At 71.2% G+C, this 23,162-nt stretch carries 21 protein-coding genes and 1 tRNA gene; 16 read left to right on the plus strand and 6 right to left on the minus strand.

Annotated elements, in window-relative coordinates:
* The 4 genes from SCAB_RS26825 to SCAB_RS47815 all read left to right on the plus strand — a co-directional run bounded on the left by SCAB_RS26825 (position 1) and on the right by SCAB_RS47815 (position 4,011).
* Positions 1-1,473 (plus strand): hypothetical protein, encoded by a 1,473-nt coding sequence (locus tag SCAB_RS26825; RefSeq protein WP_041669696.1) that lies wholly within the window; start codon positions 1-3, stop codon positions 1,471-1,473.
* Positions 1,474-1,959: 486 nt separating this feature from the next.
* Positions 1,960-2,199, plus strand: coding sequence for an excisionase family DNA-binding protein (locus SCAB_RS26830; protein WP_013003220.1), 240 nt, complete (start codon positions 1,960-1,962; stop codon positions 2,197-2,199).
* Between the two features lie 8 nt (positions 2,200-2,207).
* On the plus strand, positions 2,208-3,446 hold the full coding sequence (locus SCAB_RS26835) for a tyrosine-type recombinase/integrase (RefSeq protein ID WP_013003221.1): 1,239 nt from the start codon (positions 2,208-2,210) through the stop codon (positions 3,444-3,446).
* A gap of 397 nt (positions 3,447-3,843) precedes the next feature.
* Entirely contained in the window at positions 3,844-4,011 is a 168-nt protein-coding gene (locus SCAB_RS47815; RefSeq protein ID WP_013003222.1) for a hypothetical protein, read from the plus strand.
* 177 nt (positions 4,012-4,188) lie between these two features.
* Here SCAB_RS47815 and SCAB_RS26840 read toward each other — a convergent pair.
* Positions 4,189-4,260 (minus strand) — tRNA-Cys (locus SCAB_RS26840).
* Between the two features lie 233 nt (positions 4,261-4,493).
* On the opposite strand from SCAB_RS26840, the gene SCAB_RS26845 reads away from it, so the two are divergent.
* The 5 genes from SCAB_RS26845 to SCAB_RS26865 all read left to right on the plus strand — a co-directional run bounded on the left by SCAB_RS26845 (position 4,494) and on the right by SCAB_RS26865 (position 9,492).
* Positions 4,494-5,960 (plus strand): MFS transporter, encoded by a 1,467-nt coding sequence (locus SCAB_RS26845; RefSeq protein ID WP_013003223.1) that lies wholly within the window; start codon positions 4,494-4,496, stop codon positions 5,958-5,960.
* A 46-nt stretch (positions 5,961-6,006) separates the two neighbouring features.
* Positions 6,007-6,204 (plus strand): Arc family DNA-binding protein, encoded by a 198-nt coding sequence (locus SCAB_RS26850; protein WP_013003224.1) that lies wholly within the window; start codon positions 6,007-6,009, stop codon positions 6,202-6,204.
* Positions 6,204-6,590 carry a type II toxin-antitoxin system death-on-curing family toxin gene (locus SCAB_RS26855; RefSeq protein WP_013003225.1) on the plus strand — a complete coding sequence of 129 codons (387 nt, stop codon included), beginning with the start codon at positions 6,204-6,206 and terminating at the stop codon, positions 6,588-6,590. The genes SCAB_RS26850 and SCAB_RS26855 overlap by 1 nt, the downstream gene beginning before the upstream one ends.
* Positions 6,591-6,750: 160 nt before the next feature.
* Positions 6,751-8,544: a DEAD/DEAH box helicase gene (locus tag SCAB_RS26860; RefSeq protein ID WP_013003226.1), complete on the plus strand. Its 1,794-nt coding sequence runs from the start codon at positions 6,751-6,753 to the stop codon at positions 8,542-8,544.
* A gap of 306 nt (positions 8,545-8,850) precedes the next feature.
* Positions 8,851-9,492, plus strand: coding sequence for an IclR family transcriptional regulator (locus tag SCAB_RS26865; protein WP_013003228.1), 642 nt, complete (start codon positions 8,851-8,853; stop codon positions 9,490-9,492).
* A 73-nt stretch (positions 9,493-9,565) separates the two neighbouring features.
* Here SCAB_RS26865 and SCAB_RS26870 read toward each other — a convergent pair whose 3' ends face one another.
* Complete coding sequence (locus SCAB_RS26870) at positions 9,566-10,396, minus strand: alpha/beta fold hydrolase (protein ID WP_013003229.1); 831 nt, start codon at positions 10,394-10,396, stop codon at positions 9,566-9,568.
* Between the two features lie 173 nt (positions 10,397-10,569).
* On the opposite strand from SCAB_RS26870, the gene SCAB_RS26875 reads away from it, so the two are divergent.
* Positions 10,570-11,046, plus strand: coding sequence for a MarR family winged helix-turn-helix transcriptional regulator (locus SCAB_RS26875; protein ID WP_013003230.1), 477 nt, complete (start codon positions 10,570-10,572; stop codon positions 11,044-11,046).
* Positions 11,047-11,178: 132 nt separating this feature from the next.
* The gene (locus tag SCAB_RS26880) at positions 11,179-11,946 is read left to right on the plus strand and encodes a S16 family serine protease (protein ID WP_013003231.1); all 768 of its coding nucleotides are present in this window, start codon (positions 11,179-11,181) and stop codon (positions 11,944-11,946) included.
* Between the two features lie 15 nt (positions 11,947-11,961).
* Here the strand turns inward: SCAB_RS26880 and SCAB_RS26885 are convergent, their stop codons facing one another.
* Positions 11,962-12,483: an Lrp/AsnC family transcriptional regulator gene (locus SCAB_RS26885; protein ID WP_013003232.1), complete on the minus strand. Its 522-nt coding sequence runs from the start codon at positions 12,481-12,483 to the stop codon at positions 11,962-11,964.
* A 122-nt stretch (positions 12,484-12,605) separates the two neighbouring features.
* On the opposite strand from SCAB_RS26885, the gene hppD reads away from it, so the two are divergent.
* Positions 12,606-13,760, plus strand: coding sequence for a 4-hydroxyphenylpyruvate dioxygenase (gene hppD / locus SCAB_RS26890; protein ID WP_013003233.1), 1,155 nt, complete (start codon positions 12,606-12,608; stop codon positions 13,758-13,760).
* A gap of 233 nt (positions 13,761-13,993) precedes the next feature.
* On the opposite strand, the gene SCAB_RS26895 is transcribed toward hppD, so the two are convergent.
* Positions 13,994-15,391: a tetratricopeptide repeat protein gene (locus tag SCAB_RS26895; RefSeq protein WP_041669698.1), complete on the minus strand. Its 1,398-nt coding sequence runs from the start codon at positions 15,389-15,391 to the stop codon at positions 13,994-13,996.
* Between the two features lie 92 nt (positions 15,392-15,483).
* Between SCAB_RS26895 and SCAB_RS26900 the strand changes: the two genes are divergently transcribed.
* A complete protein-coding gene (locus SCAB_RS26900) occupies positions 15,484-16,890 on the plus strand; it encodes an FAD-binding oxidoreductase (protein WP_013003235.1) in 1,407 nt (468 codons plus the stop codon).
* A gap of 70 nt (positions 16,891-16,960) precedes the next feature.
* Here the strand turns inward: SCAB_RS26900 and SCAB_RS26905 are convergent, their stop codons facing one another.
* Positions 16,961-17,374 (minus strand): SsgA family sporulation/cell division regulator, encoded by a 414-nt coding sequence (locus SCAB_RS26905; protein WP_013003236.1) that lies wholly within the window; start codon positions 17,372-17,374, stop codon positions 16,961-16,963.
* 263 nt (positions 17,375-17,637) lie between these two features.
* On the opposite strand from SCAB_RS26905, the gene SCAB_RS26910 reads away from it, so the two are divergent.
* Together SCAB_RS26910 and SCAB_RS26915 are read left to right on the plus strand one after the other, a co-directional pair.
* On the plus strand, positions 17,638-19,161 hold the full coding sequence (locus tag SCAB_RS26910; RefSeq protein WP_013003237.1) for an RDD family protein: 1,524 nt from the start codon (positions 17,638-17,640) through the stop codon (positions 19,159-19,161).
* Positions 19,162-19,246: 85 nt separating this feature from the next.
* Complete coding sequence (locus SCAB_RS26915; RefSeq protein WP_013003238.1) at positions 19,247-19,957, plus strand: RDD family protein; 711 nt, start codon at positions 19,247-19,249, stop codon at positions 19,955-19,957.
* A gap of 80 nt (positions 19,958-20,037) precedes the next feature.
* Here SCAB_RS26915 and SCAB_RS26920 read toward each other — a convergent pair whose 3' ends face one another.
* The gene (locus SCAB_RS26920; protein WP_041669699.1) at positions 20,038-20,325 is read right to left on the minus strand and encodes a hypothetical protein; all 288 of its coding nucleotides are present in this window, start codon (positions 20,323-20,325) and stop codon (positions 20,038-20,040) included.
* A gap of 466 nt (positions 20,326-20,791) precedes the next feature.
* Here SCAB_RS26920 and SCAB_RS26925 point away from each other — a divergent pair, with 466 nt between their 5' ends.
* Positions 20,792-23,146, plus strand: a complete 2,355-nt coding sequence (locus SCAB_RS26925; RefSeq protein WP_013003240.1) for an immune inhibitor A domain-containing protein — start codon at positions 20,792-20,794, stop codon at positions 23,144-23,146.
* Positions 23,147-23,162: the final 16 nt, after the last annotated feature.

A 23,162-nucleotide genomic window follows, 5' to 3' on the forward strand; every position in this document is an offset into this window, starting at 1 on the left:
ATGTCCGAGGACGAGAAGAACCCTGCTCGCGAGGTCATCACCGACTACGCGCAAGCGCACTTCCGGTACTTCCGCACCGCCGACGGAACCGTGTACGCGCAGAAGAACGGCCACCCCGTGGCCCGCCCGATCCGCTCCCAGGGCACAACCGGCAGCCACCGCCAGGAACTCATGGTCGGGCTATTCAGGGACGGACGCGGCGTGTTCAACGGGACCGCGCTCAAGGAAGCGTTGGACTTGATCGAAGCGCTCGCGCTGACCGAGGACGTGCAGCCCGTGAACATCCGCGTGGCCCTCGGATTCGACGGGGCGACGTGGCTGGACCTGGGCCGCAGCGACGGCAAGTCCGTCCGCATCCACCCCACCGGGTGGGACATCCTCATCCCCGACCCCCGCGAAGTCTGCTGGCGACGCACCCAGCTCACCGGCGAACTCCCCCTGCCCGCCAAGGACACCGACGGCAAGGGCATCGACCAGCTCATGCGGCTGTGCAACTTCGCCAACGCGGAAACCGAATGCCTGGCCATCGCCTGGCTCATCGGCTGTCTCGGACCGTCCGTGCCCGTCCCCGCCCCGTTCCTCACCGGGCCGCAGGGCGCGGGTAAATCCACCGGCGGGCGGATGCTCGTACGGATCATCGAGGGCATGAGCGGCGACCTGCGCCGGGCCCCTAAGGACGAGGAGAACCTTATCGCCGCGGTGGCGGCCGGATGGGTCACGGCCCTGGACAACCTCTCTCACATGACCCCGGACCTGTCCGACGCCATGTGCTGCATCGTCACCGGCGCCGAGAGCGTCAAACGCGCTCTGTTCACCGACGGCGACGTCTTCCGGGCCCGCTACCGCCGGCCCCTCCTCCTCACCGGCATCGACGTCGGAGTCATCCGCCCCGACCTCGCCGAACGCCTCCTGCCCCTGCGCCTGGAACGCCCCCGCGTGCGGCGCACCGAGGCGGAACTGTGGACGGAGTACGCCGAAGTGCTGCCCGTCGTCCTCGGCTCCCTCCTGGACCTGACGGTCAAGGTCCGCGCGGTGGAGGCGGAGACCCCCACCGACCTTCGCATGGCGGACTTCGCGCACCTGTGCGCGCAGCTCGACGCGGCAACCGGCCTCGGGGCTCTCCCCGCCTACCGGGCAAGTCTCGACGACCTCAACGACGACGTCATCGAGGGTGACCTGCTGGCACAGACCGTTCTCCGGCACGCCGCCGACATCGAACCGGGCGCAGAGCAGCGGATGACCTCCACGGAGTGGCTGTACTGCCTCACCCGCCTCTACACGGGCGAGGACTTCCGCCCCCTGCCCAAAGGGTGGCCGACCACCGGGAAAGTCCTCTCCGACCGCCTCAAGCGCCTACAGCCCACCCTCGCCGCCCGAGGCGTCCTCATCGACTCTGGCCGCACCCGCGAGGGCCGCTACATCGAGATGACCCGCTCACCCGCACCGCCCGAGCACGAACAGCAGACGATCTGACCGGCACCGCCCCGGACCCCACAAGCAAGAGGAGCACCCCCGGCGTGGCGTGCTCCTCTTGCTGTTCGGCGGCGGCGGCCGCCCTGCGAGGGACGTGCCGCGAAGCGGCCCCTTCTTCACGTCCTGAGTGGCACCGCACCACCACAGACACCCCCTCCTTTTTCCTAAGTAGGGGAACGCTGCGTCACAGCGTCACCAGGCCCCCGGAAAACGGCAGGTGACCTGCGCATACAGGCCGTGACGCAGACGGCATCGGCTGCGTCACGCCGCGTCACCTGCGTCATCTGTGACGCACGGCCTGCGTCACAGGTGACGCACCCCCAACGCTCTGCGTCACCCCAAACCCGCAGGTCAGGCACCCTGCATGACGCAGGTGACGCTGTGACGCAGAAACCCGAACCTCGGACAGACGCGGACTCCCGAAACAGCTCCTCAGCCTCTGAAAGTCCGCTACCTCGCTGCGATGCGACGAAGGAGAGCCCCCTCATGGATACGGCCCAGCTCGCCGACTCCATCGATCCCACCCTCGCCCTACTCACCGTCGAAGAGGCCGCCAGGCGACTCCGCATCGGCCGGACGACATGCTTCGCGCTTGTCCGCTCCGGAGAGCTGGAATCCATCACGGTCGGCCACCTCCGGAGGGTCCCCGTCGACGCCATCCCTGAGTTCGTCACCCGCCTCCGCAAGAAGCAGAACCGCACCGCCACCGTCGTCCAGGCCGCCTAGGAGTACGCATGGCAGAAGAGAAGAAGCGCACCCGTCAGCCCAACGGTCGTTCGTCCATCTACCTGGGCAACGACGGGAAATGGCACGGCCGAGTCACCGTCGGCACCCGCGACGACGGGAAGCCCGACCGTCGCCACGTCGAACGCAAGACCCGCGCCGAAGTCACGGCAGCGGTAAGGGAGTTGGAGAAGCAGCGCGACGCCAAGACCGTGCGCAAGCCGGGCAGGCCGTGGACGGTCACGGCGTGGCTGACGCACTGGATCGAGAACGTCGCACCCCTCGCGGTCAACGACAACACGATGGTCGGGTACGGCGTGGCCGTACGGAAGCACCTGATCCCCGGCTTGGGTGCTCACCGTCTCGACAAGCTCAGTCCCGAGCACATCGAGGTCTTCTACGCGAAGATGCAAGCCAATGGCAGCAAGGCCGCGACCGCGCACCAGGTGCACCGCACCTTCCGGGTCGCGCTCAACGAGGCCGTACGGCGCGGCCATCTCGGCAAGAACCCCGTCCAGTTGGCGAAGGCGCCCAAGGTGGGTGACTACGAGGTGGAGCCCTACACCGTGGCGGAGGTTCAGCGGCTGTTGAGGGCCGCCGGCCAGAGCCGCAACTCTGCCCGCTGGGCCGTCGCCCTCGCGCTCGGACTCAGGCAGGGGGAGGTGCTGGGGCTCCAGTGGGAGGACGTGGACCTTGATGCCGGGTTCCTGATGGTCCGCCGTAGTCGCCACCGGCCGCAGTACGCCCACGGATGCGCGGAGCCCTGCGGACGGAAAGCCGGGTACTGCCCGCAGAAGCGGCGCAGCAACCCCGAGACGTCCACCACGAAGTCACGTGCCGGGCGTCGCGCGGTCGGTCTCCCCGAGCAGCTCGTTGACCTACTGCGCGCCCACCGCACGGCGCAGGACACTGAGCGGGAAGCGGCCGGGACGAAGTGGGTGGACGGCGGGTTGGTGTTCCCTGACGAGAACGGCCGTAGCCCCTCCCATCGGACGGACTGGGCAGAGTGGAAGGCTCTGCTGGCAGGGGCGAAGATCCGAGACGGCCGTCTGCACGACGCGCGTCACACCGCCGCCACGGTCTTGCTCATCCTCGGTGTTCCCGAGCGTGCCGTCATGGGTCTGATGGGATGGTCGACGACCGCCATGGCCGCTCGGTATCAACACATGGTGGACGCTGTGCGAGCCGACGTAGCGCGGCAGGTGGACGGCCTGATCTGGCGAACGGATGGTGAGAACACCGAGAGCTGAGCGGGTCGTGGCGATGGGAGGTCCCTGTAAGTGTGCGGTCGGGACCTGGTGCAGTGATGTCTCGCCTACCGAGAGTTGCTGTACCCTCTTCGCATCGGTCCGTCCGACTACAGGGCCGATTCCAGCTTTACCTGACAAGGAAGGGCCCGTCTCGGCAGACGATGGCTGCCGCTAATAGGACGGGCGCGAGCGGGCGTTGGCAGCGCTACCCCGCTCGATCAGTGCGTCTCTGTGTGCGCACCCAGGCTGCCGAAACGGTGCATACGAGTTCTGTCGCCATCGGGCAGTCTTGACCGAAGCAACCCATGCAAGCAGTGGGGTGGCTCGGTTGAGAGCTGCCCTGCGCTTGCGTCTCTGCCAGCTGCCCCTTCCTCGGAAGTAACGGAAGGACGCGGAAGTGAGTAGCAGGATCGTCGCGGTCATCGCCATCGCGCTACTGGTGGGACTGATCTTTGGTATCGGTGCGTATGCCTGGACACGCAATCCCACGGATGCCATGACGATGTTCGGCATCGGGTTGTTCGGAGCCGCCATGTTGGGGATGGCCATCATCGTCGTCGTGTAGAGGGCAACCCCGACCATCAGGTTGCAGATTGACCCTTCGCGCCAGCTGGACGACGGCGGCGCCGCCGCCGGGGCCCTCGTACCGACCAACTGAGACGGCAACTGAGACGGACGGACCAAAAGGGCGGCACCCCTGCCGGGGTGCCGCCCTACCGTTTCGCCTGGTCAAATCAGATAGAGGCCGTGGCGGGAATCGAACCCACGTAACTCGCTTTGCAGGCGAGTCCCTGAACCACTCGGGCACACGGCCGTGTCGAGAGCGTCAGGGACGGTGTCAGGGGTGATCCCTGCCGTGTCTTCTGCCGCTTCGAACTCGGTGTACCGACCGTAGAGGGGGTCCGGGCGGGGGCTCAAGGGAACCGGCGGCGCCGCAACGCGACTGCCACACGCCGTTCATGAACGGCGGGCGTACGACCAAGGTCCCGGGTCGTGGGGGACTTCGGACAGGGGCGTATCTCGGTGGTGCCCCTTACGCTGGCGGGCATGGCCGACTCCGAAGCGCGTGACACGGGCGTCACGCCGAACCCCGCCCCGCCCGCCGGTCCCGACGACGCGGACGGTGTGCTGAGCCGTTCCCACCGGGGGCTCAGTATCGGGATCGTGTCGGTCGTGCTGCTGATCGCCTTCGAGGCCATGGCGGTGGGGACGGCCATGCCGGTCGCGGCGCGGGAGCTGGACGGCGTCCAGGCGTACGGGTTCGCGTTCTCGGCGTATTTCACGACGAGCCTGTTCGGGATGGTGCTGGCGGGCCAATGGGCGGACCACCGGGGGCCGTTGGGGGCGCTGACGGCCGGCATCGGCGCCTTCGCCGCGGGCCTGGTGCTCTCGGGGACCGCCGGGGCGATGTGGCTGTTCGTCCTCGGCCGGGCCGTCCAGGGGCTCGGCGGCGGGCTGGTGATCGTCGCGCTGTACGTGGTGGTCGGACGCGCGTACCCGGAGCGGCTGCGGCCGGCGATCATGGCGGCCTTCGCGGCGAGCTGGGTCGTCCCGTCCGTGGTCGGCCCGCTCGCCTCCGGCGCGGTGACCGAACAGCTGGGCTGGCGCTGGGTGTTCCTGGGCATCCCGGTGCTCGTCGTCCTGCCGCTCGGGCTCGCGCTGCCGCAGATACGGCGCAGGGCCTCCGGGCCGGTGCGCACCGAAGGGGCGGCGCGGCCCGCCGGCTCCGTCTTCGGCGGCCGCCGCATCCGGCTCGCCCTCGCCGTCTCGCTCGGCGCCGGGCTGCTGCAGTACGCGGCCCAGGACCTGCGGTGGTGGTCGGTCCTGCCGGCGGCCGCGGGGGCCGGGCTGCTCGTGCCCGCGGTGCTGGGGCTGCTGCCGCGGGGCACGTACCGGGCGGTGCGGGGGCTGCCTTCGGTGGTGCTGCTGCGGGGCGTCGCGGCGGGGTCGTTCGTGGCGGCCGAGTCGTTCGTGCCGCTGATGCTGGTCACCCAGCGGGGGCTGTCGCCGACGCTCGCCGGGTTCTCGCTCGCGGCGGGCGGGGCGACCTGGGCGCTGGGGTCCTGGGTGCAGGCACGGTCGCGGGTGGAGCCGTACCGGGAGCGGCTGATGACGGCGGGGATGCTGCTGGTCGCGGCGGCGATCACCACGCTGCCGGGGGTGCTGGTCGACTCCGTCCCGGTGTGGACCGTGGCCGTCGCGTGGGCCTTCGGGTGCTTCGGGATGGGGCTGGTGATCTCCTCCACCAGCGTGCTGCTGCTCCAGCTGTCCGCGCCGGAGGAGGCCGGGACCAACTCCGCCGCGCTCCAGATATCGGACGGTCTCACCAACGCGCTGCTCCTCGCGGCGGGCGGCGCGGCCTTCGCCGCGCTGGGCGGCGGCGCGGTCGGCCACACGGCCACCACGGCCGCCGGCGCCGCGTCCCACCCGGCTGCCTTCGTCGCGGTGTTCCTGCCGATGGCGGGGGTGGCGCTGGTGGGGGCGTGGGTGACCACGCGGTTGCGGAGTGCATGATTCGGTACCACTTCGGTACCGTTTGTGGTACCGTCGTGGTATGGCTATGAATCTTCGTCTGCGGGACGACCAGCAGGAAGCGCTCAAGCTGCGGGCCGAGGAAGAGGGGCGCAGTATGCACGCCATAGTGCTTCAGGCGATCGATCGGTACCTGGAGCAGGAGGCGGACCGGGCCACGGTTCGCCGCTTGGGGGCCAAGTACGCGGCGGGCCACGCCGATCTGCTGCGGAGGCTGGGGGAGTAGTGAAGTACCTGACGGTCCAGGAGGTTCTGGATCTGGCGGAGCTGGCGTGTGGGGAGCAGACGCGGGTTGTCGTGCGTGACCTGGGTCTGCTCAGCTCCGCTGTTCACCGTCCGCAGTCCCAGATGTTCGGCGTGGAGGCGTACACGGACCTCTTCGAGAAGGCTGCGGCACTGCTTCAGTCGCTGGCTGTCAATCACCCTTTGGTCGACGGCAACAAACGCATGGCGTGGATGTGCGCCGTCGTCTTCCTCGACTTCAACGGAACCGAGATGCTTCATGTCGACCAGGACGAGGCATACAAGCTCGTCATCGAAGTGGCCGCCGGAAGCCTTGAGGACGTAGACATCATCGCCCGGCGGCTGAGGGGCCTGCACGAGGCGATGTGAAGTGGGTCCCATCCCGGGGCGGCCCGGCGGGATCAGCGCGTCGGCGTCACCCCGCCGCCGGTAGGGTGGCCCGGTTGTCATACGTAGCCGGGGTGTCCGCGTCGCTGCGCGAGTCGCCCGGGGCTACCCGCCGAGCCGCTCGACCCCCAGACCGGAGACCGTGACTACCACCGCCACCTCCTCGAACCACCACCTCTCTCCCGCCTTCCCCGGCCGTGCCCCCTGGGGTACCGCCAGCAAGCTGCGCGCCTGGCAGCAGGGGGCGATGGAGCGGTACATCCAGGAGCAGCCGCGGGACTTCCTCGCGGTCGCGACCCCGGGCGCCGGGAAGACGACCTTCGCGCTGACGCTCGCGTCCTGGCTGCTGCACCACCACGTCGTGCAGCAGGTGACGGTCGTGGCGCCCACCGAGCATCTGAAGAAGCAGTGGGCCGAGGCCGCGGCACGGATAGGGATCAAGCTGGACCCGGAGTACAGCGCGGGGCCGCTCAGCAAGGAGTACGACGGCGTCGCGGTCACGTACGCCGGTGTGGGCGTACGGCCCATGCTGCACCGCAACCGCAGCGAGCAGCGCAAGACCCTCGTCATCCTCGACGAGATCCACCACGCCGGTGACAGCAAGTCCTGGGGCGAGGCGTGCCTGGAGGCGTTCGAGCCCGCCACCCGGAGGCTCGCGCTCACCGGCACCCCCTTCCGCTCGGACACCAACCCCATCCCCTTCGTCACGTACGCGGAGGGGGCGGACGGCATCCGGCGGTCCTCCGCCGACTACACCTACGGCTACGGCAACGCGCTCGCCGACAACGTCGTGCGGCCCGTCATCTTCCTCTCCTACAGCGGCAACATGCGCTGGCGGACCAAAGCGGGCGACGAGATCGAGGCCCGTCTCGGCGAGCCCATGACCAAGGACGCGGTCAGCCAGGCCTGGCGTACGGCGCTCGACCCGCGCGGCGAGTGGATGCCGAGCGTGCTGCGCGCCGCCGACCAGCGGCTCACCGAGGTCAGGAAGGCCATCCCGGACGCCGGCGCCCTCGTCATCGCCACCGACCAGGACTCCGCCCGCGCCTACGCCAAGCTGATCCGCGAGATCACGGGGACCAGCGCGACGGTCGTCCTCTCCGACGACTCGGGCGCCTCGAACCGCATCGACGAGTTCAGTCACGGCACCGACCGCTGGATGGTCGCCGTGCGGATGGTGTCCGAGGGCGTCGACGTGCCCCGGCTGGCCGTGGGCGTCTACGCCACCACCATCTCCACCCCGCTCTTCTTCGCCCAGGCCGTCGGACGCTTCGTACGGTCCCGGCGGCGCGGCGAGACCGCGTCCGTGTTCCTGCCGACCATCCCCGACCTGCTCACCTTCGCCAACGAGATGGAGGTGGAGCGGGACCACGCCCTCGACAAGCCGAAGAAGGAGGGCGAGGAGGACCCGTACGCCGAGGAGGACAAGCTCCTCGCGGAGGCGGAGCGGGAGCAGGACGAGGACACCGGCGACCAGGACATGCTGCCCTTCGAGGCGCTGGAGTCGGACGCCGTGTTCGACCGGGTCATGTACAACGGCGCCGAGTTCGGTATGCAGGCCCACCCCGGCAGCGAGGAGGAGCAGGACTACCTCGGCATCCCCGGGCTGCTGGAGCCGGACCAGGTGCAGTTGCTGCTCCAGAAGCGGCAGGCGCGGCAGATCGCGCACAGCCGCAAGAAGCCGGACTCCGAGGCCGACCTGGTGGAGCTGCCCGCGGACCGGCGGCCCGTCGTCACCCACAAGGAACTGCTGGAGCTGCGCAAACAGCTCAACGGCATGGTCGGCGCGTACTCCCATCAGTGCGGCAAGCCGCACGGCGTCATCCACACCGAGGTGCGGCGGGTGTGCGGCGGACCGCCGAGCGCCGAGGCCACGGCCGGGCAGCTGCGGCAGCGCATCGCCAAGGTGCAGGAGTGGGCCACCCGGATGCGGTGATCTCCGGAGCGTGGCCACGGTGGCCCGTGTGACGCGGCCGCACATTTCGCGACAAATACAAGTAGTCCGTACCGGTCACTGCCCGGATTCTGGACGGAGTCTTCCGCTCAGCGAACCGGCTCGTCTACTGTCCCGCTACGCACACGCCCCGTGGCAGCGCCGCCGCGGAGCGCAGCCGTGAAGCGACTCCGCCCGGATGATCCGGGTTCAGCCGATCGGCGGCCTCTGTGGCGCGGACGCCGACGGGACCGGTGACGCATCAGCCGTGACAGGGGTTGCCGCCTCACCCAAGAAGGAGTGGGTGTCGTGACCGCGGAGACCTCTCAGACACTCGACCGGGGACTGCGTGTCCTCAAACTTCTGGCCGACACCGATCACGGACTGACCGTCACCGAGCTCTCCAACAAGCTCGGGGTCAACCGCACCGTCGTCTACCGCCTGCTCGCCACCCTGGAGCAGCACTCCCTCGTCCGCCGTGACCTCGGTGGACGCGCCCGGGTCGGGCTGGGCGTGCTGCGGCTCGGGCGGCAGGTGCATCCACTGGTGCGGGAGGCCGCGCTGCCCGCGCTGCGGTCGCTGGCCGAGGACATCGGCGCGACCGCCCACCTCACGCTCGTCGACGGCACCGAGGCACTGGCCGTCGCGGTCGTCGAGCCGACGTGGACGGACTACCACGTGGCGTACCGGGCCGGCTTCCGGCACTCGCTGGACCGGGGGGCCGCGGGGCGGGCGATCCTGTCCGGCCGGCAGCAGCCGGGGGACTGGCCCGGGTACACGCTCACGCACGGTGAGCTGGAGGCGGGGGCCAGCGGGGCCGCCGCGCCGCTGCTCGGGGTGACCGGGGTGGAGGGCAGCGTGGGCGTCGTCATGCTGGCGGACGCGGTGCCGGAGCGGGTCGGACCGCGGGTCATGGACGCGGCCCGAGAGGTGGCCGACGCACTGCGGTGACGCGCCGCGGTGATGTGCCGCGGCGATGTGCGCCCGTGCCGTCGGCCGCACCGGCTCCACCGGCTCCACCGGCTCACCCGTCGAGTGTGCCGAGCCAGTCCAGCAGGTGGGCGGTGAAGACGTCCGGCTTCTCCATGGTGACGTAGTGGGCGGTGTCCTCGATCGCGACGGCCCGGCCCTCGCCCGCGACAGTCCGGGTCAGGCGCTCGGCCATGGCGATGAGGTCGGGGGCGTCCAGGGCGCCGTTGACGGCGAGGGTGGGCACGGTGATCGAGGCGGCCCGGGCCCAGGTGTCGGTCACCGGGACGTGCCAGTCCTTCTCGCCGAGGGTGTGCTTGGCCACGGTGGCGCGGCTCATCTCCCGTACCCGCCGCACGATCTCGGGGTCCACGTCCTCGACCCTGCGGTGCGGGCCCGCCACGACCTCGTCGCCGATGTCGAGCCACCCTTCGATGTCCCCCGACATCAGCGCGCCGTAGTACCGGGCGACGCTGTCCTTGGTCCACGGGTCGGTGAACTCGGGCTCGCTGGTCCCGACGCCGCTGACGACGAGGGCCCGTACGAGGTCGGGGTGCTCCAGGGCCGTGTCGACGGCGGTGCCCCCGCCCATCGACAGGCCGACCAGGACGGCCGGGCCCGTGTCCAGGTGGCGCAGCAGCGCGGCGAGGTCGTCGGTGAATCGGAACGGCCGGCTCGCGTTGGCGGAGGCGCCGTGCCCCCGGGCGTCCGGCACGACGACGCGGTGGCCGGCCGCCAGGTCGGGCACCAGATCGCGCCACATGCGGTGGTCCGTGAAGCCGCCGTGCAGCAGCACGAGCGGGGCGCCCGTGCCCACGTCCTGGTAGGCGAGCGGGCCGTCGTCGGAGGGGAACGTGCGCAGGGGCACCTGCGAGGCATCGGTCATGACAACCAGGGTGTCATGTTGCGCGAGAAGTGACAACCAGGTTGTCATTCTGCCCGCGTGGTGGAACCGGGTAGAACCGGATGGAACGGGCGGAACCGGGGGGACCGCCTCCGAGTCCGCATGCGCGCCCGCCGCCGTGCCCGCCGCTGTGACCGAGAACGGAGAATGGCCCCGTGACAGAGAACGAGGAGCCGCTGCCGCCCGACCTGCTCGCCGGGCGGCTGTCCGAGGTGTTCGCCGTCCTCGGCCCCCTCTACCGGCGGACCACCCGCGCGCTGGAGCTGAAGGAGCGCAAGGAGGGGTTTCCCGTCGGCGTACGGGCCGTGCTGGAGCTGCTGCGCATGGGCGGACGCCCCATGACCGTCCCCCAGATGGGCCGGACACTGGCGCTGAGCAGGCAGTTCGTGCAGCGCATGGTCAACGAGGCGGCCGGCCGGGACCTCGTCGAGGCCATCCCCAATCCGGCGCACCAGCGGTCGTCCCTGATCCGGCTGACCGACACCGGCCGGGCGACCATCGACGCGCTGGTCGCCCGGGAGCGCGAGCTGCTGCGGCAGGCGGGCGGCGACCTGACGGGCGCCGACGTGGACGCCTGCGTACGGGTGCTGACGCATCTCCTCGGACTCTTCGAGGACGTGGACGTCAACTAGAGCCGGCCGGCGACCGAGACCTGCCGTCGCCGGAGCCCTCCGCGGGCCCCGGGTGCCACCGCCCCCTGGCCGGAACCGCCCCTCACGTAGATTGACCCCGTGCTCTCACGTCTCTCCCTCCTTTCGCGTCCCGTGGCCGTTGCCGTATGCGCCCTGCCCGTGGTGGGCCTGCTCGTCACGGTGGCGTTCGCGCCGTTGCCGTTCACCGTGGCGCAGCCGGGGCTGACGGCGAACGTGCTGGGCGAGAACAAGGGGGAGCCGGTGATCACGATCAGCGGCGCGGAGGCCCGCAGGACCAGTGGCCAGTTGCGGATGACGACGATCGAGGCGACGGGCCCGGACGCCCGTGTCGGACTCGGTGACGTGCTCGACGGCTGGTTCCGCACCGACCAGGCCGTCATGCCGCGCGACGCGGTCTACCCCAGCGGCGACACCACCGAGCAGATCCAGAAGCACAACGAGGCACAGATGAAGGAGTCCCAGGACACGGCCACCGAGGCGGCGCTCGCCTACCTCGGCGAGGACTCCGGCGACGTCGACGTCACCCTGCGGCTCGCCGACGTCGGCGGCCCCAGCGCGGGCCTGCTGTTCTCCCTCGGCATCGTCGACAAGCTCGACGGCGACGGCAGCGGGGGCGACCTCACCGGCGGCCGGGTCATCGCCGGCACGGGGACCATCGCCACCGACGGACGGGTCGGTCCCGTCGGCGGGGTCGCGCTGAAGACCCAGGCGGCCCGCCGCGACGGCGCGACCGTCTTCCTCGTCCCCCGGGCCGAGTGCGCCGACGCGCAGAGCGAGCTGCCCAAGGGGCTGCGGCTCATCCCGGTGACCACGCTGAAGGGCACGGTCGACTCGCTCGTGGCGCTGGAGACGGGCAAGGGCAAGGTCCCGAGCTGCTGACCGGGGAGCCGGCGCTCACCCCTGCCGCCCGGGTCCCTCCGGCGCCGCCGGGTCCGGAGCCGTCCGGTGCGCCGCCTGCGCCGCCTGCTCCACCAGCGGGATGATCCGCAGCGGCACGGCGTTCTCCATGACGATCGCCGTGGCGGCCCGGACGATGCCGTCGAAGCCGACGACCCGGTCGATCACCCGCTGCAGATCGGCGTTGGAACGGGCCACGAGCCGGCACAGCATGTCCCCGCTGCCGGTCGTCGTGTGCAGTTCCAGCACCTCCGGGACGGTCGCCAGATGGGCCCGTACGTCGGCCCCCTGCCCCTGTCTGATCTGCAGCGTCGCGAACGCCGTCACCGGGTAGCCGAGCGCGGCCGGGTCGACCTCGGGCCCGAAGCCGCGGATGACCCCGTTCGACTGGAGCCGGTCGAGCCGGGCCTGCACCGTGCCCCGTGCGACCCCCAGCCGCCGTGACATCTCCAGCACCCCGATCCGCGGCTCGCGTGCGAGCAGGACGATGAGCCGCCCGTCCAGATGATCGATCGCCATCGGCCCTCCCGGATGGTCACCCTGTACAGAACAAGCAGGGGCATGGGTTCCACGTTGAACATATTGTCCAGCCAAAACGCGATGTGTTGCGCACCTTGTGGGGACGGGAGGAGTCTGCGGTCATGGCAGCCACCTCCGCGCACACACAGCGCGTCCCCGACACCGCCCGGCAGGCAGACCCCTTCCCGGTCAAGGGAATGGACGCGGTCGTCTTCGCCGTGGGCAACGCCAAGCAGGCCGCCCACTACTACTCCACCGCCTTCGGCATGCGTCTCGTCGCCTACTCCGGCCCCGAGACCGGCAGCCGCGAGACGGCGAGCTACGTCCTGGAGAACGGCTCGGCCCGCTTCGTCCTCACCTCGGTCGTGAAACCCGCCACCCCCTGGGGCCACTTCCTCGCCGAGCACGTCGCCGAGCACGGGGACGGCGTCGTGGACCTCGCCATCGAGGTCCCGGACGCCCGCCGCGCGTACGCCTACGCCATCGAGCACGGCGCGCGTTCGGTCGCCGAGCCGTACGAGGTGAAGGACGAGCACGGCACCGTCGTGCTGGCCGCGATCGCCACCTACGGCACGACCCGGCACACCCTCGTGGACCGCTCCGGCTACGACGGCCCGTACCTCCCCGGCTACGTGACGGCCGCCCCCCTCGTCGAGCCGCCCGCCCACCGCACCTTCCAGGCCATCGACCACTGCGTCGGCAACGTCGAACTCGGCCGGATGAACGAGTGGGTGGCGTTCTACAACCGGGTCATGGGCTTCACGAACATGAAGGAGTTCGTGGGCGACGACATCGCCACCGAGTACAGCGCGCTGATGTCGAAGGTCGTCGCGGACGGCACGCTGAAGGTCAAGTTCCCGATCAACGAGCCGGCCGTCGCGAAGAAGAAGTCCCAGATCGACGAGTATCTGGAGTTCTACGGCGGCGCGGGCGTGCAGCACATCGCGCTCAACACCAACGACATCGTGCGGACCGTACGGACGATGCGGGCGGCCGGGGTCGAGTTCCTGAACACGCCCGACTCGTACTACGACACGCTGGGGGAGTGGGTCGGCGACACCCGGGTTCCCGTCGACACCCTGCGCGAACTCAAGATCCTCGCGGACCGGGACGAGGACGGGTATCTGCTGCAGATCTTCACCAAGCCGGTCCAGGACCGGCCGACGGTGTTCTTCGAGATCATCGAGCGGCACGGGTCGATGGGGTTCGGGAAGGGCAACTTCAAGGCGCTGTTCGAGGCGATCGAGAGGGAGCAGGAGAAGCGGGGCAATCTGTGAGGGACGCGTGACGGCTCGGGGGTTCGGGTGCGGGGGCGACTGCGGCTGAGCGGGGGCTGACCGCGCGGTTCCCCGCGCCCCTGAAAGCATCAGGCCCCTGCGGGCCTGAAAGCCCACGGCCCTGCGGGCCTGAAAAGCGCGGGGCGCAGCCCCTGCTTTTCAGGGGCGCGGGGAACTGCGCGAGAAGCCCCACGCACCCGCACCCGCCGACGAAACCCGCACCCCCCACCCCCTCACGCGAACCCCCCGCCCTCGCCCACGTACGGATTCAACCGCCGCGCCTCGGCGAGATGCCGCCGCGCCGGGGCCGCCAGCCCCACCGCCCCCTCGATCACCCCCCGGTGATACGCGCGGAGCGCACTGCGGGCCTCGCCGCCCCGCGCCCGGTCCGTCGCCCGTCGCGCGAACCCCAGGGCCTCCTCGTCCTCCCCGGCCCGGTGCAACGCCCACCCGAGCGCGTCGGCCACCCGCAGCCCCGGCTGACGTCCCCACTCGGCCCGCAGCACCCGCACCGCCACCGCCGGGTCCCCGTGGTCCGCCTCCAGCGCGCCCAGCACCAGCGACTCGTTCACCCCGGCCGCGGCGGCCCGCGCCACCAGCGCACGCACCACGCCGTACTGCTCGCGCGCCTGCCTCCCGCGCCCCAGCGACTCGTACAGCTCGCCCAGCCGCAGCGCGACCCGCGCCGACGGCCGCCGCGACAGCGCCACCCGGTAGGCGCGCACACCCTCCGCCGTCCGCCCCAGCGCGGCCAGCGCCCGCCCCCGGCACGCGTCGGCGTCCGGCTCGCCGCGCGCGGCCGCGCAGTACCGCAACGACTCCTCCGCCTCCCCCCGCTCCCACGCCAGCTCACCGGCCCGCGTCCACCACAGGGCCCCCGCGGCCGACGGTCCCGCGGCCGTCGTCTCCGAGGCCGCCGCGTCCGAGAGCGTCGCCGCCGCGTCCTCGCGCGCCCCGCGGTCCCAGTAGACCTGCGCGGCCCGCGCCCGTGCCGCCGGCCCGGAGTACGCGGCGAGCATCCGGTCCAGGCTCGCGCGGGCCGCCTTGTACCGGCCGAGCCCGTCGTAGGCGTCGATGAGCAGCGCGTACGAGGTCCAGCGGGCCGGCGCCACCCGAACGGCCTCCTCGCCCCAGCGTTTCGCCGCCCGGAAGTCGCGGCGGGCGTTCGCGAGGGCGGCCAGTCCTTCGAGGGCGGCCGTGTTCCCGGCGGGCCGCAGCCGCAGTGAGGTGCGCAGGGCACGGTCGGCCTTCGGATAGTCGGCGACCCGGCCGGTCCGCCGGGCCCGCTCGGTGTAGGCCGTGCCGAGCACCGCCCACGAGGCGTCGTCACGCGGACGGACGCGCACCCGGGCCTCGTGTTCCCGGACGGCCACCGCGACCTCGGTCGGCGCGACGGGCATCCCGGCCACCATCGCCGCCCCCGCCCGCCGCGCCCCGGGCCCGGCCGCACCCGTCACCCGGCCGGCCCGCGTGTCCCCGCCGTCGTCCCGGTCCGGCTCCACCCCCGTCAGCACGCCCCCGAGCACCAGGCACCCGACGAGGGCCGCCGCCACCCCGCGCCTCCGCCCCGGCCCCCGGGCCCACCCGCCGGCCCGGCGCAGCGCCGCCCGCACCTCGTTCTCCACAGACATGCCGCTCACTGTGCGTCAATACGACGACCACATCCCGTACCCCGGAAGGCTCGCGTCGACGGGTTCACACCGATGGCCGTGAGTGCGAACCTGTGATCATGAGCCGTATCGAAGCCCCGGCCGACGAGACGACCGGCAACCTCGTCGACCGTCTGCTGAGCGGACTGCCCACCGAGGCGGTCCTCGTCGATCCCGACGTCACGGCCTCGTACGCCAACGACATGGCGAGCTTCTGCGAGGCGGGTGCCCCGGCGGTCGTCGTGCTGCCCCGGACCGTCGAACAGGTCCAGCACGTCATGCGCGTCGCCACCGAACTGCGCGTACCGGTCGTCCCCCAGGGCGCCCGCACCGGTCTCTCCGGCGGAGCCAACACCTCCGAGGGCTGTATCGCCCTGTCCCTCACCAAGATGGACCGGATCCTGGAGATCAACCCCGTCGACCGCATCGCCGTCGTCGAACCCGGCGTCGTCAACGCGACCCTCTCCCGCGCGGTCAACGAGCACGGCCTCTCCTACCCGCCGGACCCCTCCAGCTGGGAGATGTGCACGATCGGCGGCAACATCGGCACGGCCTCCGGCGGCCTGTGCTGCGTGAAGTACGGGGTGACCGCCGAGTACGTCCTCGGCCTGGACGTCGTGCTCGCCGACGGCCGGCTGATGTCCACCGGCCGGCGCACCGCGAAGGGCGTCGCCGGCTACGACCTCACCCGGCTCTTCGTCGGCTCCGAGGGCTCGCTCGGCGTCGTCGTCCGGGCGATCCTCGCCCTGAAGCCGCAGCCTCCGCAGCAGCTGGTGCTGGCGGCGGAGTTCGCGTCGGCCGCCGCCGCGTGCGACGCGGTGTGCCGGATCATGGCCGGCGGGCACGTCCCCTCACTGCTCGAACTCATGGACCGTACGACCGTGAAGGCCGTCAACGACCTCGGGAACATGGGGCTGCCGGAGACGACCGAGGCGTTGCTGCTCGCGGCGTTCGACACCCCGGACCCGGCCGCCGACCTCGCCGCCGTCGGGGCGCTGTGCGAGGCCGCGGGCGCCACCCAGGTCGTCCCGGCGGACGACGCCGCCGAGTCCGAACTGCTGCTCCAGGCACGGCGGATGTCCCTCACCGCGCTGGAGGCGGTGAAGGGCACGACGATGATCGACGACGTGTGCGTCCCGCGTTCGAAGCTCGGCGAGCTGATCGAGGGCGTGGAGCGCGTCGCCGAGAAGTACGACCTCACCATCGGGGTCTGCGCCCACGCCGGCGACGGCAACACCCATCCCACCGTCTGCTTCGACGCGGCGGACCCCGACGAGTCCCGGCGCGCCCGCGAGTCCTTCGACGAGATCATGGCCCTCGGCCTGGAACTCGGCGGCACGATCACCGGCGAACACGGTGTGGGCATCCTCAAGAAGGAGTGGCTGGCGCGGGAGCTGGGCCCGGTGGGGACGGAGATGCAGCGGGCGGTGAAGGACGCCTTCGACCCGCTGGGCATCCTCAACCCGGGCAAGCTGTTCTGACCCGCGCGCGCCGCGCCACCCCGGTGCCCGCGCCGCGCCCCCCGGTGACCGGCGCCCCTTCCCGTACGCCTCACCGGGCCAGGAGTTCCGCCAGGCCGTCGTCGAAACCCAGCATGTCGAACTCCGACCCCGGCGGCACCACCCGCAGGGTCCGCTCCAGCCAGGCCGACACGGCGGCGGCCGGTGCTTCGAGCAGCGCGTCCCCGTCCGGCGAGCTGAGCGCCATCAGGACGACGCCGCGGCCCGACACCTTCGTCGGCCACACCCGCACGTCCCCCTGCCCGCACGGCCGGAACACCCCTTCCACCAGCAGCTCCCGGGCGAACGTCCAGTGCACCGGGCGGTCGGAGTTGATGTGGAAGGTGATGTGGACGGCGTACGGGTCGTCGCTGCGGAAGCCGAGCTTGGCCGGTACGGGGAGGGTGTGCTCGGGCGACAGGACGAGTCCGAGTTCCAGCTCGCGCTCCACGACGGTGTGCCGCATGGTGATCGTTCCTCTCTCGTGGCGGGCCCTCGGCGCGGGCCCGTACGAGTGAGAGGGCCGAGGAGCCCCGGGCATTACGCGGGTTCGCGAAACTTTTTCCGACGGGTCCGTCGACCGGCTCCCGGCGGCCGGCGTTCCCGCGGGTCCGTATCAGATCCGTGCCTGAATGGGGCGGGTCCGGAGGCAGCGGTCATGGACCGGGCCGGCGTCTGGTAGATCTGGACGCCTCCACCCGACCCACGAGCAGATACGGGACGACGGACATGAGCGCCCCAACCCCGGCCCCCGGCGACGACAGGCCCCGCGAAGGGTATTACCCGGACCCGTCCATTCCTGGATACGTCCGGTACTGGAACGGCGCGGCCTGGGTGCCGGGGACGAGCCGTCCGGCTCCCTCGGACGGCAGGCCGATCGCCCCGCCGCCCGAATCCGGTTCTTCCGGCGCCGTGGAGGAGACGGGCCCGCACTTCTTCGACGAGGACCCCGCGGCCGACGGCGGACAGGGGCGCCCCGCATCCGACAGCGCCCTGCACGGCTCCCGCCCCGAGCCCGCCTCCGCGTGGGGCGCCGACCGCTCCCGTCAGACCGGCTTCGGCGGCGACAAGGACCGCCGGGTGTCCTGGGGTTCGGGGTCCGTCCCGGACCCGCGCGACCCCCGGGTGCCCCTCGTCGCGGACGCGGGCGTCCCCGCCGGCGGCGACCCCGGGCGTACGGCGAGCACGGACGGCACGGCGACGATCCCGCCGGCGGACGCCGACGAGGAGGCCGGGGCCACACCGGGCACGGTGGTCTTCCGGCGCCCCACCCCGCAGGGTGCCGAGAGCGCGGCACCTCCGCGGCCCGGCATGCCCCTGACCCCCGCCCAGGCCGCCGCCCAGCAGGCCCTCGGGCTCGCCCCGCAGGCCGCCGCTCCCGCGATGTCCGGCCCGCAGCAGCAGTCGCAGCCCCCGCAGCAGGGCCCGCAGTCGGGCACCGCCCCGCAGGCTCCGGCGCCGGTGGCCCCGGCCGCCGCCCCGGCCTCGCCGCAGTCCCCGTTCGGCGGTGCCTTCCCGCAGCAGGCCCCGGCGACGTCACCGGCCGTCCCCGATCCGCAGACCGCCCCGCCCCCGTCCGGCGTGCCCCAGCAGGCCGCCCTCGCCCCGCAGTCGTCCGACACCCCCATGGCCGTCGGGTTCGGCGGCGGGCAGCCCTCCTGGGCCCAGCAGGTGCACCGGCTGGCCGGGGGAGAGGCGGAGCAGCCGGTCGCGCCGTGGAAGCCGGTGGTGGAGGACCCGTTCCAGGCGGTGGCGCGGCGGCAGGCGGAGGCCAGGCCCGCGGGGCTCGGCAGACGGTTCGCCGCCCGGCTCGTGGACAGCGTCGTCGTCGGCAGCGTCACGGCCGTGGCCGCCGTGCCGTTCGGCACCAAGGCGATGGACCACATCGACGGGAAGATCGACGCGGCCAGGCTCTCCGGCGAGCGGGTCACGGTCTGGCTGGTCGACGGTACGACCTCCGTCTACCTGGGCATCGTCCTCGGGGTCCTGTTCCTGGTCAGCGCCCTCTACGAGGTGCTGCCCACCGCCCGGTGGGGCCGCACCCTCGGCAAGAGGCTGCTCGGCCTCGACGTCCGTGACATCGAGGGCCACGAACCCCCGTCGTTCGGGCGCTCCCTGCGCCGCTGGCTCGTCCACACCGTCTCCGGGCTGATCGGCATCGGTGTGCTCGGGGTCCTGTGGTGCGTGTGGGACAAGCCGTGGCGCCAGTGCTGGCACGACAAGGCGGCGCACACCTTCGTGGCGGGCGGGTAGCGGTCAGGGCGCGGCCGGCGCACCGCGTGCCCCGTACGGCCCCGTGCCGGATGCGGAGTCCGGGGGTTCGGGGTCGACTCGGGCCATGAGCACCGAACCGCCGCCCTTCGGCTCCGGTCAGTCCCCGGACGACGACCGGTTCAGGAAGCAGCCGCCCCCGCCGCAGCAGGGCGGCGGCTCCCCGTACGACCCGCCGCCCCGGCAACCGCCGCCGTACGGAAGCGGACAGGAGCCCCCGTACGGGAACCAGCCGCCCCCGTACGGGAACCGGCCCCCGCCCCCCGGCGGAGGTCCCCACGACGGGGACCCCTACGGAGGCGGGCCGTACCCCAACGATCCGCTCGCGGGCATGCCGCCGCTCGCCGACAGCGGGAAGCGGGTCCTGGCGCGGATCATCGACATGATCCTGGTGGGGCTCGTGGTGTGGCTGCTGGCCTGGGCGTTCAGGATCAGCCAGTACACGGTGAACTCGGACGACTTCGAGTTCGGCAAGTCCCTGGCGCAGGAGGCGCTCGCGGCCGTCCTCTACATCGCGTACGACACGGTCCTCACCGTCAGGGACGGCCGGACTCTCGGCAAGAAGCTGCTGAAGCTGCGGGTGGCCGACCTCGACGACGGCTCCACGCCCTCCACGCAGACCGCGCTGATCCGGGCGGCCGTGCTGTGGATCCCCTTCGCCTTCTGCTGCGCCTGCATCTGGACGGCGATCGCGGGCGGCTGGAGCTTCTTCGACAGGCCGTACAAGCAGGGCCTGCACGACAAGGCGGCCAAGACCGTAGTGGTCAGCACCCCGTGAGCACCCGGGCACGGCGACGGCGGGACCGCGTACGCACGGGCCCGCCGCAACGTTTCAGCGTGCTGTCACCGTGTGCCGGTTCAGGAACCCGTCGGCTCGTGCACCGGCTCCCGGACCGCTTCGGCCCGCGCGGCCACGGGGACCGGAGCGGGTGCGGCGGCCGCACGGGCGCGGCGCACCGCGGCGCCGGACGCCGGCTTGGGCGTCGGCACGGTCAGGGAGACGAGCAGGCCCAGGGCCAGGGCGGCCAGGGCGATCACCGCGATGCCCACGCCGGAACTCGTCTGGGACAGCAGCAGCATGGCGAGGGTGGACAAGATCACGGTGCAGGAACCGTAGGCGAGCTGTGCAGTCGTCGGACGAGGCATGGCAATCGTGTCCTCGGGTGGAGTCTCCCCGTGCCTCTCACGATGAAGGGGAGGGTGCGGATACGAATCAAAGGTGAAGCAGGCTGCCGACTTGGCTTTCACCGACTTCCGGCGCTCCGCCAATCGACTCTATTCGCCAGGGTGCCCGAGTGGAACGACAGGTAAGCGTGACCTGACACACGGTGCCGGGTGCACAGGGGGCGCACGGGTTCATGACGTCCGGCAAGTGGACGCATATGCGCGCCTGTTCCAGAGGTGTCCGCGTACTGCACGTCACGGACACATAACGAACAAGCGCTTCCCGTAGACGCCGATAATGCAGTTGACCTGTTCAAGTCAAGATCTATTTTTTCCGTCGAAACTCCGGTCGAATGGCGTCACTTGACTACACGCGTATACCGCGCGCGGACTCCTCCACACGGGACCATCCTTTTCCGCGCGAAACGGACGCGGGGGAGGACCTCAAGTGACCAGTAGATCCTGGACGTCCAGAGCTGCGGCCATCGGTGTCGCGGTCGCCACGGCGGCGGCGACCCTGTCGGCCTTCACGGTGGCGCAGGCCGCCGACGGCGCACCGGCCGCGGCTGTGGACCGGCACGACCCGGCGGACCACGAGCACGCCGGCGAGCACGACCTCGACGGACCTCTGAGCAAAACTCAGGAGGCCCGGCGCGAGGAGGCCCTGAAGCAGGTCATAGCCGGCGAGGCCACGGTCAAGGACCGTGACGGCTCGCAGGTCGTGAAGCTGGACAGCAAGAAGGGCAAGAGCAAGTACGTCGAGCTCGGCCGCGAGAAGACCGACAAGATCTTCACGATCCTCGTCGAGTTCGGCGACCAGGTCGACAGCCGCTACGGCGGCACGCCCGGCCCGCTGCACAACCAGATCGCCAAGCCGGACCGGGCCAAGGACAACTCCACGGCCTGGCGGGCCGACTACGACCAGAAGTACTTCCAGGACCTCTACTTCGGCGCCGGCAAGAACGACGAGTCGGTGAAGAAGTACTACGAGAAGCAGTCCTCGGGCCGCTACTCGGTCGAGGGCGAGGTCTCCGACTGGGTCAAGGTCCCCTACAACGAGGCCCGCTACGGGTCCAACTACTGCGGTGACACCAACTGCGACAGCGTGTGGAACGTGGTCAGCGACGGTCTCACGTCCTGGGTCGCCCAGCAGAAGGCAGCGGGGCGCACCGACGCGCAGATCAAGGCCGACGTCGCCGAGTTCGACCAGTGGGACCGCTACGACTTCGACGGCGACGGCGACTTCAACGAGCCCGACGGCTACATCGACCACTTCCAGGTCGTGCACGCCGGTGAGGACGAGTCCGCCGGCGGCGGTGCGCAGGGCACGGACGCCATCTGGGCCCACCGCTGGTACGCGTTCGGCACCGACGCGGGCGCGACCGGCCCGTCCGGCAACAAGCTCGGCGGCGCCAAGATCGGTGACACCGGCATCTGGGTCGGCGACTACACCGTCCAGCCCGAGAACGGCGGACTCGGTGTCTACGCCCACGAGTACGGCCACGACCTCGGTCTGCCGGACCACTACGACACCGCGGGCGGCGACAACTCCACCGGCTTCTGGACGCTGATGTCGTCCGGTTCCTGGCTGGGCACCGGCAAGGACGCCATCGGCGACCTGCCCGGCGACATGACCGCCTGGGACAAGCTGCAGCTGGGCTGGCTGGACTACGACACGGCGAAGGCGGCGACGAAGTCGCGGCACAAGCTGGGCGTCGCGGAGTACAACTCCAAGGACAAGCAGGCCCTGGTGGTCGAGCTGCCGGAGAAGTCGGTGACCACGGAGATCGTGAAGCCCTCGCAGGGTGCCACGCAGTGGTGGAGCGGCAGCGGCAACGACCTCAAGAACACGCTGACCCGTTCGGTGGACCTCACCGGCAAGTCCTCGGCGTCCCTCACCCTCGACGGCTGGTGGGACATCGAGCGCAACTACGACTTCCTCTACACCGAGGTGTCGACGGACGGCGGGGCCAACTGGACCGCGCTCGACGGGACCGCGAACGGCACGGCGATCCCCCGTGACGGCAGCGACAAGCCCGGCCTGACCGGATCGGTCGCCGCGTACCAGAAGCTGGTCTACCCGCTCGGCGCCTACGCGGGCAAGAAGATCGACCTGCGCTTCCGCTACCAGACCGACGGCGGCCTGGCCCTCAAGGGCTTCGCCGCGGACCGCATCGCGCTCACGGCCGACGGGTCGACCGTCTTCGCCGACGACGCGGAGAGCGCCGACGCCGCCTGGACGGCCAAGGGCTTCTCCCGCAAGGGCGCGAACTACACCTCGGACTACGCCCAGTACTACATCGCCGAGAACCGCCAGCACGTGTCGTACGACGAGACGCTCAAGGTCGGCCCGTACAACTTCGGCTTCTCGACCACGCGTCCGGACTGGGTGGAGCACTTCCCGTACCAGACCGGTCTGTTGATCTGGAAGTGGGACACCTCGCAGGCGGACAACAACACCAGCAAGCACCCCGGTACGGGCCTGGTCCTGCCGGTCGATGCACACCCGGCGGCCCTGAAGTGGGCCGACGGCACGGTGATGCGCAGCCGGATCCAGGCGTACGACTCCCCGTTCAGCATCCACCGCACGGACGGCCTGAAGCTGCACAAGGCCGACGTCCCGACGGTCGTCCCGTCGTCCGCGGGTGTGTCCGTCTTCAACGACCGGACCAACACCTACTACGACGCGGCCACCCCGCTGGCCGGTGTCAAGATCACTGACACCAACACCAAGATCGAGATCGTCAAGGAGGCCGCGGACGGCTCCACGATGTCGGTCAAGGTCGGCCCCGCGGTGAAGTAGATCGCGTTTTAGCAGG

Source organism: Streptomyces scabiei 87.22, from assembly GCF_000091305.1.
GTDB lineage: Bacteria > Actinomycetota > Actinomycetes > Streptomycetales > Streptomycetaceae > Streptomyces > Streptomyces scabiei.

What these genes read in the sequence shown, in the direction of transcription:
- SCAB_RS26825 (WP_041669696.1), top strand. Translation starts at nt 1, where the DNA reads ATGTCCGAGGACGAGAAGAACCCTGCTCGCGAGGTCATCACCGACTAC.
- SCAB_RS26830 (WP_013003220.1), top strand. Translation starts at nt 1,960, where the DNA reads ATGGATACGGCCCAGCTCGCCGACTCCATCGATCCCACCCTCGCCCTA.
- SCAB_RS26835 (WP_013003221.1), top strand. Translation starts at nt 2,208, where the DNA reads ATGGCAGAAGAGAAGAAGCGCACCCGTCAGCCCAACGGTCGTTCGTCC.
- SCAB_RS26845 (WP_013003223.1), top strand. Translation starts at nt 4,494, where the DNA reads ATGGCCGACTCCGAAGCGCGTGACACGGGCGTCACGCCGAACCCCGCC.
- SCAB_RS26850 (WP_013003224.1), top strand. Translation starts at nt 6,007, where the DNA reads ATGAATCTTCGTCTGCGGGACGACCAGCAGGAAGCGCTCAAGCTGCGG.
- SCAB_RS26870 (WP_013003229.1), bottom strand. Translation starts at nt 10,396, where the DNA reads ATGACCGATGCCTCGCAGGTGCCCCTGCGCACGTTCCCCTCCGACGAC.
- SCAB_RS26885 (WP_013003232.1), bottom strand. Translation starts at nt 12,483, where the DNA reads ATGGCGATCGATCATCTGGACGGGCGGCTCATCGTCCTGCTCGCACGC.
- hppD (WP_013003233.1), top strand. Translation starts at nt 12,606, where the DNA reads ATGGCAGCCACCTCCGCGCACACACAGCGCGTCCCCGACACCGCCCGG.
- SCAB_RS26895 (WP_041669698.1), bottom strand. Translation starts at nt 15,391, where the DNA reads ATGTCTGTGGAGAACGAGGTGCGGGCGGCGCTGCGCCGGGCCGGCGGG.
- SCAB_RS26905 (WP_013003236.1), bottom strand. Translation starts at nt 17,374, where the DNA reads ATGCGGCACACCGTCGTGGAGCGCGAGCTGGAACTCGGACTCGTCCTG.
- SCAB_RS26910 (WP_013003237.1), top strand. Translation starts at nt 17,638, where the DNA reads ATGAGCGCCCCAACCCCGGCCCCCGGCGACGACAGGCCCCGCGAAGGG.
- SCAB_RS26915 (WP_013003238.1), top strand. Translation starts at nt 19,247, where the DNA reads ATGAGCACCGAACCGCCGCCCTTCGGCTCCGGTCAGTCCCCGGACGAC.
- SCAB_RS26920 (WP_041669699.1), bottom strand. Translation starts at nt 20,325, where the DNA reads ATGCCTCGTCCGACGACTGCACAGCTCGCCTACGGTTCCTGCACCGTG.